Below are 9022 nucleotides of genomic sequence, written 5' to 3' on the forward strand. Positions count from 1 at the left end.
TGACGTGGCGCGCCGGACGGCAGAAAGGTTACGACTTGGAAGGCCGGCGGCCCGCCCCTTCGAAAGCGTCATCCCCGCCGACCGGTAGCACTCGGATATGTCGCTCATCGAGTCGCTACCCGCTCGCCCCCTCGAACCGCAGGAGTTGACCTCGCTGAACCGCGCCGACGCGTTCGAACTCGTCGTCGCCGTCGAGGACGACGGCCCCGCCCGCAGCCTGCTCGTCGCCACCGAGGGGTGGGTCAAGGCTATCGCCTACGAGGACGACGCCGGCTGGTCGGTTGTCGAGACGGTCGAACTCGACGAGGAGACCCAGCGAATCGACGGACTGCAGACGTGCGAGGAGGCCGTCCTGTCGTTCCGAGACGACGGGAACGAGGAGTAGTATTAACCGCGTTCCGAACTAAGTACAATTCGTCATGTACAGCGAAATCCTCGTCCCGACCGACGGAAGCAGGGCCGCCGAACGCGCCATCGACCACGCCCTCGACCTCGCGAAGACCTACGACGCGCGGATTCACGCGCTGTACGTCGTCGACACCAGCATCTACACCTCGCTCGACGCCGGCGCGGACGTGGTCATCGACGCCCTCGAACGGGAGGGCGACGCCGCGACCCGACACGTTCTCGCGGCCGCAGAGGAGGCCGGTATCGACGCGCAGGCCGAGGTCGTCACCGGGACCGCCTACCGCTCCATCCGGGAGTACATCGACGATCACGACATCGACCTCGTCGTCATGGGCACGCACGGTCGCACGGGGCTGAGCCACTATCTCCTCGGGAGCGTCACCGAGCGCGTCGTCCGCACCTCGCCGGTGCCGGTGCTCACCATCCGGTTGGACGACGAAGAAGACGAGGCAGACGCCGTGGACGAAGAGACGGACGCCGAAGCCGAGGAGTAGTCCGGACTCGGGCGCGAGTCGCGCGTTCGCGTGTTCGCGCCGCGCTCGGCAGCCTGCTTCGACCGCACGGTCGGCGGCGAGGTCGCCGCGGGTTTGATAAACAGTTTTGGTGCGGTCGCTCATACGCCGCGGTATGACCGAGTACACCGTCGAGTTCGTCGGCACGGGCGAGACTATCACCGTCTCCGACAAGCAGACTATTCTCAAGGCCTGCATCGAGGAGGGCATCGCACAGGAGTACTCCTGCCGCGTCGGGATGTGCCTCGCCTGCTCCGCCGAAATTCTCGAAGGCGACGTCACTCAGCCCGCCGCCCGCGGGCTGACCGACGAGGAAGCAGAGCGCTTCGCGCTCACCTGTATGGCCCGGCCGCAGAGCGACCTCAAACTCGACCGCGGCGTCTACCCGCCGAGTATCGAGGGTGACGCCGCGGCCGCCGGCACCGCCGCGGACGACGACTGACGACGGGTACTCTCCGGGGCCGGACCGCCGGCCCGCGTTCTCCGCTTTGCATCGCGCCACCGAGCCGATGCGCCGGCCCGACACAGGCGCTCGGCCCGCGGTCTCCCCGCAGACCGCGTCTCACGCCGTGCTCTCGCCTTCACTCGTCGCCGCGCAGTTGTTCGGCCCCAACTCGACTTCGAACGCCTCCTCGTCCGACAGCAAGTCGCGCCCGAGGTTCGTCTCGATGATTCGCTCGTAGTTGGCCGGTCGCGGCGGCATGTCCGAACAGACGAACGAGACGAACGCCGCCTCCTCCATCGAGAGCGCCCCAAGTCGCTTCCGGAGCGTCCCGAGCTCGGCGACGTACGCGCCGTTTTCGGTCGGAACCTCCCGTGGGCCGCGGTGGGCGGGCGCGACCAGCGTGTCGTCCGCGAACTCGCCGTACCGCTCCGTGAGCGTCGCGTAGAGCCGCCTCGCGGCCTCAGGTGCGCCCTCGTCGCCGTCTTCGAGGTCCGGTCGGGCGACGCTCTGTAAAAAGAGGCTGTCGCCGGCGAGAAGCAGGTCACCGAGGCGGAACGCGGTCATCTCGGTCGTGTGTCCCGGCGCGTGGACGACGACGAGTTCCGCGTCGCCGACGCTGACGGCCTCGCCGTCCGCGACGAGTCGCGCGTCGAAGTCGAGGCCGCGGTCGGTCGCGCCCGCCGGGAGGACGGCGGTCGCGCCGGTTCGCTCCGCGACAGCTCTGACGCCGCTGACGTGGTCGGCGTGGACGTGCGTGTCGACGGCGGCGACGACCTCCGCACCGCGCTCGCGGGCGTCTTCGACGTATCGGTCCGCGAACGCCCGAAGGGGGTCGACGACGACCGCCTCGTCGCCGGCGACGACGAGATAGGCGAGACAGCCACTGGAGGGGCGGTCGTACTGGAGGACCGTCGCGTCCGCGTCGCCGATGGGGAGTTCGCGGGCGCGGTAGACGCGCGCCCAGCCGTCCATGCCAGTTTCGAGATTCTCCGCGGGGACGCCGGCCTCGGAGAGTAGGTCGGCGACGTGGGCGCTCGACCGGCCCTCCGCGCAGACGACGACCACCGGCGAGGGGGCGTCTCGGAACTCGGCCGCGAGTTCGTCGACCGTCCCGCGAATCTCGGCCTGCGTGAATCGAATCGCCGGAATCTGCGTCGCGGTCACGGACGCGCCGTCGACGCGCCACGCCTCGAACTCGTCGCGGTTGCGTACGTCGAGCACCGCCGTCGGGTCGCCGCGGGCGAGTCGGCTCGCGAGTTCCTCGGGAGTCATACGGACACCATACGCGCGCCGGCCGCAAGAACGCTACGCGGACCGAAACGAGGAGAGCGTCCGCTACTCCGACGTTCCGCCGTCGTTGCTCAGGCGGTTCGAGGGCGGTTCGTCGAAACCGGATTCGTCGAGGACGCCGGCCGGCGGACCGTCAACACCGCCGGTTGTCGTGGTGTCGGAGTTCGATTCGAGGGGCGTGCCCACCGCGCCAGCGCCGCCCGTCTCGCCGCCGCCGAGTCGCGCGGCCGCGTCGCGAATCGAGAGCACCTGTTCGGTCTGCGAGCGGTTGGCGTCGGCGATGTCGCCGATTTGGTCCGAGACGGTGGTCGCGCGGGCGGTCGCGTCGTCGACCATGCGGGCGATTTGCTCGGCACTCTCGGCTTGGTCGTCGGTCGCCGAGGCGACTTCGCCGACGCCGACAGTTGCCTGTTCGACCGCCGCCGAGATGTCCGAGAGGCTCCCCATCACGTCCTCGCCGCGGTCGATGCCGTCGTAGAGTCGCCCGGTCGTCTGCGAGAGACTCTCGATGGTCTCCTGCGCCTCGGTCTGGATTTGGTCAACCGTGCCTTCGACCTCGGCGGCGCGGGCCTGCGACTCCTCTGCGAGGTTCTTCACCTCGCTGGCGACGACGGCGAACCCCTCGCCCGCGTCGCCGGCGCGGGCGGCCTCGATGGAGGCGTTGAGCGCGAGCAGGTTCGTCTGCTCCGCGATGTCGTTGATGGCGTCGAGCACCTCGTCTATCTCCGCGATTTGGTCGTGCAGTTGCTGGACGTCCTCGGAGGCCGTCTCGGCGGCCTCGCTCACGTCGCGCATCACGTCGATGGCCTCGTCGGCAGCGTCCTCGCCCTCGGCGGCGCGCATGGCGGCGTCGGCGCTGGTCCGCTCGACCTCCTCCGCGGTCGCCGCGATTTCCTCGACGGTCGCGCTCATATCCGACACCTCGGCGGCGACCGTCGCCATGTCGTCGGCCTGCGCCTGCGCCGTGGTCTCGATGTCGTCGGTCCGCTCGGTGACTTCCTCGGAGGTCTGCAGGAGCGACTCGACCGGTTCGCTCACGTCGGCTTCGACCTCGTTTGCGAGGGCGCGCCGACGCTCGGCGGCTTCCCGCGCGGCCCGGCTGTACGAGTGGATGTACGTCTCCATCGCCACCTGCTGGTCGAGAGACAGGAGCTTCAACACGGGGAGGATGCGCGCGACGACCTCGTCGACGGCGTCTTCGACCTGGTCGTCACCGCCGCGGAGACCGCTGGGGACGCCGGACGCGCTACCGAGAAGTCCCGAAAGGAGGCCGTCGGCGTCGTCGTCATCGGCACCGATATCGGCGTCGCTTCCGGCCGTGTCGCCGCCGGTGAACTCGGCTTTCACCTCGTCCGCGACAGCACCGAGAATGCCCTCGTAGTAGACCGAGTACGCCCCGAGGTAGAACTTCGGCCCGAGGCCTATCATATCGTGTAATTTCCCGATTCGCGCCCGCTTCGCGAAGTAGTCCTCGCCGTACTCGCCGCGGCCGAGTTCGCGGAGGTACGCCGCCTGGTCGGCCTGCAGCATCTCCGTGTTCTTCGTCGAGCGACCGAAGAACTTCGTCGTCGCGTGCTCGCCGAGGTGGTCGTAAAACTCCGCCGCGAACTCGTCCGCAAACTCGTCCAAGAGCGGTTCGAGGTCGCGCAGGCGACGTTCGTCTCCCTCCGAGAGGCGAACGAACGATTTCCGGCGGTCGATTTCCGCCGCGTCGATATCCAACTGCGAGAGCAGCGCATTCCCGTCGACGCGCGCTCGTGCGCTGGCGTCGACCGGTCCCGAGGAGTCCGTCATATACCGTTCTCAACAGACACCAGTATTTCAACCCTCTCCGCTCGATATCACGAATGATACCAGAACGGATTGCCATGAAAAGCCCACACTCGTGGACCGGTCCGAATGTTCAGGTGACTGGCGGACCGATGAACGGTATGGACGCCGATTCGTTCCGCGAGTCAGTCGAGACGGCGAAGCGCACGCAACTCGACCGACTCGGCTCGTCGAAGCTCCTGTTGGCGCTGACCGATGCAGACCTCTCCGAGCCGGCGGTGCTCCGCGCCGCCGCGTACTCCGAGCACGCGGCCCGCGGGACGTTCGAAGCGTGGGCCGCCGACGAGACGGACGCGGAAGCGAGAGCCGCCTTCGAGGCCACTGCGGCCCAAGAGGCCGAACACCTCGACCGCGTCCTCGACGCGCTCGGCGAGGAGGTCGACCTCCCGGATGAACCGGGCGTGATGCACGCGTACCTCCGCGGGCGCGAGGACACGGTCGAACGAGCCGCCGCCGGGATGGTCGGCCGCGGCCTCGTCTCGATTCGCACACACACGCAGGTCATCGGCTTCTTCGTCAACGAGGCGGACGAGCCCCGCGCCGACCTCTTTCGCGACCTGAAAGCCGAGACCGAGGAGACGCTTGCGACCGGTCTCGACCTCTTGGCCGACCGCTGTGAGACCGACGAGGACTGGGAGCGCGCCCGGATGGTCGCCGAGTACGTCGTCCAACTGGCCTACGACGACTACGCCGACGGCCTCGCCGAACTCGGCGTCGACCCGAAGCCGCTCTGCTGAGTCGAGCCGAGGACGCCCGGAACCGCCCCGCGTCGCCGACCCAACCTATTCGTGTCCCCGAGTGGTAGCCGGAGGTATGACTTCCGAGGTTCGCGGGCGCGTCGAAGCGCTGTACACCGCGCCGTCGAAGGGGGAGCCGATGGTCTCCCACGAGACCGTCGCGGTCGCCGAGGGCGGTATCGAAGGCGACCGCTACGCCGACGGCGACGGCTTCTACTCGGCGACCGACGGCTGTCAGGTGACGCTCGTCGACGCCGCGGTGCTGGACGACGCGAAGCACGAGTACGACCTCGACCTCGCTGACGGCCAACACCGACGGAACGTCGTCGTCCGCGGCGTCGACCTCGCCGACCTGCTCGATGCGACGTTCGAACTCGGCGGGGCCGAACTCCGCGGGACGAAGCTCAGGCCGCCCTGCGCGTACCTCGCGGACCTCGTCGGCGACGACGACGTGGGCGAGGCCCTCCGCGAGTCCCGCGGCGGCATCTGCGCGGACGTGCTCGCGCCCGGCCGGGTCGCCGTCGGCGACGACCTCCGCGTGACCGAGGCGAACCCGCGTGAACTGGGCCGGCAGATAGCCCAGCGACTCGGCGGTGAGCGAGTCGCGGACGATGAAGCCGCGACGAGCCACGAGGAACACGGAGACGGCCACGAATGACGAATGACGACGTTCTCGACGACGTGGTGGGCGACGACGACGGAAGCCCGGTGGAACGCGCGAAGGCCGCGCTCGCGTCGCTCCGGGACGAAGGCGACACCTCGGCGTCGGCCGTAGACTCGCCCGTGAGCGCGGCCCCAACGATCGCCGTCGCTCCCGGCCGCGTGAACCTCGTCGGCGGCCACACTGACTACAACGACGGCCTCTGCCTCCCGATGGCCGTCGACCGCCACGTCGCTGTCGCGGCCCGCCCCCGAAGCGACGACCTGCTTCGCGTCCGCGCCGCCGACTTCGGCGAGACGGCCGAACTCGCACCCGACGACGACCCCGACGGATGGGCGGCCTACGTTGCCGCGGTCGCGCGCGTCCTCCGCGAGGACGACCCGGTTGGCGGCGCGGATCTCGCCATCGCCTCGGACGTGCCCACGGGCGCGGGGCTCTCTTCGTCGGCCGCGCTCGAACTCTCTGTCGGCCGCGCGCTCCTCGCGGTCTCCGGGCGCGACCTCCCTACCGCCGACCTCGCGCTGGCGTGCTGGCGGGCCGAACGCGAGGGCGTCGGCGTCGAATGCGGCATCCTCGACCAGTTCTCCGCGGCGCTGTGCGAAGCCGACTCGGCGCTCTTTCTCGACTGCCGGAGCCGCGAGTTCGAGTCGGTGCCCGTCGGTGCCGGTGTCGGTGTCCTCGTCATCGACACCGGCGTCTCCCACGAACTGACCGAATCGGGCTACAACGACCGCGTCCGCGAGTGCGCGGCGGCGCTCGACCGACTCCGCGAGGTCGCCGACCGCGAACTCGACTCCCTGCGCGACGTGGACCGTGACCTCCTCGACGCCCACGCCGACGCGCTGGACCCGATGCACCGCCGCCGGGTTCGACACGTCGTGACCGAAAACGAGCGCGTCCGTCGCGCCCGCGACGCGCTTGTCGCCGGCGACCTCGACCGCGTCGGCGACGCGATGCTCACGGCCCACGAGAGCCTGCGCGACGACTACGAGGTGAGCTGTCCCGAACTCGACGCGGCGGTCGAACTCGCCGCCGAGACGCCGGGCGTCTACGGCGCGCGGATGACCGGCGGCGGCTTCGGCGGGAGCGCGGTCGCGCTGGTCGACGGCGACGCGCTCGACCGGGTGGCGCGGGCGATTCGAGACGCCGCTCCCGAGCGCGTCGGTCCCGACGCCGACGTGTTCGCCTGCCGCCCGTCGGCCGGCGTTCGGCTGGTCGGCGAGGAGTAAGCGCAAGCCGACGGCTCCGCGTGGAGTCTCGGAAAAATCGGAACGCGGGTCCGTGAGTTCGACTTCGGCTTACGCCTCGTCAAACAGCGCAGCACTCCGTGCTGCTGGCTCGACGAAGCTTACGCTTCGTCGAACAGCGTCTCGCCGTCGACCATGTGCGCTTCGACGGTGTCCATGTCCAGCGTCACGCCGAGGCCCGGCTTCTCCGGAATCTCGATGTAGCCGTCCTCGATGACCGTCTCCTCGACGAGGTCGCCCCACCAGCCCAGCTCGTAGGAGTGGTATTCGACCGCCAGCGAGTTCGGAATCGCCGTGCCGACGTGTGCGGAGGCCATCGTCGCCACCGGCGACGAGACGTTGTGCATCGCGACCGGCACGTAGTACTGGTTCGCCACGTCCGCGATCTTCTGCGTCTCGCGCATTCCGCCGACCTTCGGCATGTCCGGCGCGACGATGTCCACGGCCTGCTTTTCGATGAGGCGGCGCAGTTCCGTCACGCGGTAGCGGTTCTCGCCGACCGTGATGGGCGTGAGCGTGGACTTCGTGACCTCCTCCTGCACGTCGAGGTTCTCCGGCGGGACGGGGTCTTCGAGCCACCACACGTCGTAGTCTTCGAGCGCGGCCGCGAGCCGCTTTGCGCTGCCGCCCGAGAACGTCCAGTGGCAGTCGAACGCCACGTCCGCCTTGTCCTTGACGCGCTCTGTGACCTTCTCGACGATTTCGGCCTTGTGCCGAATCTCACCGGGTCGCAGGTGGCGGTTCGCGCGGTCCTTCTCGAAGCCCGACGGCACGTCGAGGTCGAATTTGAGGGCGTCGTAGCCGAGTTCGTCGACCACACGCTCTGCCTCGTCAGCGCACGCTTCGGGGTCGGCCTCCTCTTCGGTGTGGCAGTCGCAGTAGACCCGCACCTTGTCGCGGTACTTCCCGCCGAGAAGCTGATAGGCGGGGATGTCGAGAATCTTGCCCGCGAGGTCGTGCAGCGCGATTTCGATGCCCGCGATGGCGGTGACCGTGACGCCCTCGACGGAACCCTCACCGGACATCTTCTGGACGAGGTGCTCGTACAGACGGTCGATGTCGAGGGGGTTCTCGCCGATGACGAACGGCTTCATGCGCTCGATGAGTTCGGGGACGCCCGCGCCCCAGTAGGCCTCACCGGTGCCGACGATACCGGCGTCGGTGTAGATGCGGACGAGCGTCCACGGGAAGTTGCCGTCGACCATCGTCGTCTGCACGTCGGTGATTTCGACGTCGCGACCGCCGCCGCGCTTGGCCGTCACGCCCATCGTCTCCGCCGACAGCTCCCGCATCGTGTACTCCGCGTTCGGATCGTGCAACTCCGCGTAGTTCTTACCCATGCAGAGTGGTTTACTCGGACGTTAGTAAAGTTTTTCCGACCGAGACATGTCCTCGATCGGGGCTCGCCTAAGAGCGGTCAGACCGGCGCGCGTCGGTCGAGAGAGTCGCGGAACGTCTCTCGGACGAGCGCGTCGAGGTCGTCGGGGAGGCCGAGTCGGCGGAGGTCGGTGTCGGGGTCCGTCGCCGGGTTGAGGTCGACGCCCCGGCGGCGGAGCGCGAGAAGTCGCCAGAGATACGCGAGTCTGAGCAGGCGCATCGCGCCCGGCACGTCGGCGTCGCTCCGGACGCGATAGGTCACCCACGCCGAGTCGGGGAGCACGTGGTGCGGGTCCGCGAGGCCGTCGGTGAGGAGCACGTCGCGGACGCGCTTCGTGAGCGCGAGATCGACGACGCCGGCGTCGTGGACGTGGCCGATTTCCCTGCCGGCGACGAGGAACTCCGTTCCGCCGAAGCGGTGTGGCGCGGTCTCGACGCCGGGCCAGCGCGAGACGCGCGCAACGATTCTGTCGATGGAGGCAGTCATTCACCGAATATACGCGTTCCGAGGACAT

General features: G+C 69.0%; 10 protein-coding genes. 6 read left to right on the top strand and 4 right to left on the bottom strand.

Annotated features, from left to right (window positions below; all coding sequences use genetic code 11):
* The first annotated feature begins 97 nt into the window (after window positions 1-97).
* From AM590_RS09605 to AM590_RS09615, 3 genes are all read left to right on the top strand, one after another.
* Complete coding sequence (locus AM590_RS09605; RefSeq protein ID WP_058827290.1) at window positions 98-385, top strand: hypothetical protein; 288 nt, start codon at window positions 98-100, stop codon at window positions 383-385.
* A gap of 34 nt (window positions 386-419) precedes the next feature.
* Window positions 420-902: a universal stress protein gene (locus AM590_RS09610; RefSeq protein ID WP_058827291.1), complete on the top strand. Its 483-nt coding sequence runs from the start codon at window positions 420-422 to the stop codon at window positions 900-902.
* A 133-nt stretch (window positions 903-1035) separates the two neighbouring features.
* Entirely contained in the window at window positions 1036-1362 is a 327-nt protein-coding gene (locus AM590_RS09615) for a 2Fe-2S iron-sulfur cluster-binding protein (protein ID WP_004969999.1), read from the top strand.
* A 120-nt stretch (window positions 1363-1482) separates the two neighbouring features.
* Here the strand turns inward: AM590_RS09615 and AM590_RS09620 are convergent, their stop codons facing one another.
* Both AM590_RS09620 and AM590_RS09625 read right to left on the bottom strand, forming a co-directional pair.
* Window positions 1483-2637: an MBL fold metallo-hydrolase gene (locus tag AM590_RS09620; protein ID WP_058827292.1), complete on the bottom strand. Its 1155-nt coding sequence runs from the start codon at window positions 2635-2637 to the stop codon at window positions 1483-1485.
* 63 nt (window positions 2638-2700) lie between these two features.
* Window positions 2701-4449, bottom strand: coding sequence for a globin-coupled sensor protein (locus tag AM590_RS09625; protein WP_058827293.1), 1749 nt, complete (start codon window positions 4447-4449; stop codon window positions 2701-2703).
* A gap of 137 nt (window positions 4450-4586) precedes the next feature.
* On the opposite strand from AM590_RS09625, the gene AM590_RS09630 reads away from it, so the two are divergent.
* The 3 genes from AM590_RS09630 (at window position 4587) to galK (ending at window position 7112) form a co-directional block, all read left to right on the top strand.
* Window positions 4587-5222: a hypothetical protein gene (locus AM590_RS09630; protein ID WP_058827294.1), complete on the top strand. Its 636-nt coding sequence runs from the start codon at window positions 4587-4589 to the stop codon at window positions 5220-5222.
* A gap of 76 nt (window positions 5223-5298) precedes the next feature.
* Window positions 5299-5880: an MOSC domain-containing protein gene (locus AM590_RS09635; protein ID WP_058827295.1), complete on the top strand. Its 582-nt coding sequence runs from the start codon at window positions 5299-5301 to the stop codon at window positions 5878-5880.
* Window positions 5877-7112: a galactokinase gene (gene galK / locus AM590_RS09640; RefSeq protein ID WP_058827296.1), complete on the top strand. Its 1236-nt coding sequence runs from the start codon at window positions 5877-5879 to the stop codon at window positions 7110-7112. Before AM590_RS09635 ends, galK begins: the two co-directional genes overlap by 4 nt.
* 119 nt (window positions 7113-7231) lie before the next feature.
* Here galK and AM590_RS09645 read toward each other — a convergent pair whose 3' ends face one another.
* Both AM590_RS09645 and AM590_RS09650 read right to left on the bottom strand, forming a co-directional pair.
* Window positions 7232-8470, bottom strand: coding sequence for a mandelate racemase/muconate lactonizing enzyme family protein (locus AM590_RS09645; RefSeq protein WP_058827297.1), 1239 nt, complete (start codon window positions 8468-8470; stop codon window positions 7232-7234).
* Window positions 8471-8547: 77 nt separating this feature from the next.
* The gene (locus AM590_RS09650) at window positions 8548-8994 is read right to left on the bottom strand and encodes a luciferase family protein (protein ID WP_058827298.1); all 447 of its coding nucleotides are present in this window, start codon (window positions 8992-8994) and stop codon (window positions 8548-8550) included.
* Between the last annotated feature and the right edge of the window lie 28 nt (window positions 8995-9022).

It is taken from the genome of Haloferax sp. Q22 (assembly GCF_001482285.1).
In the GTDB taxonomy this organism is placed as follows: domain Archaea; phylum Halobacteriota; class Halobacteria; order Halobacteriales; family Haloferacaceae; genus Haloferax.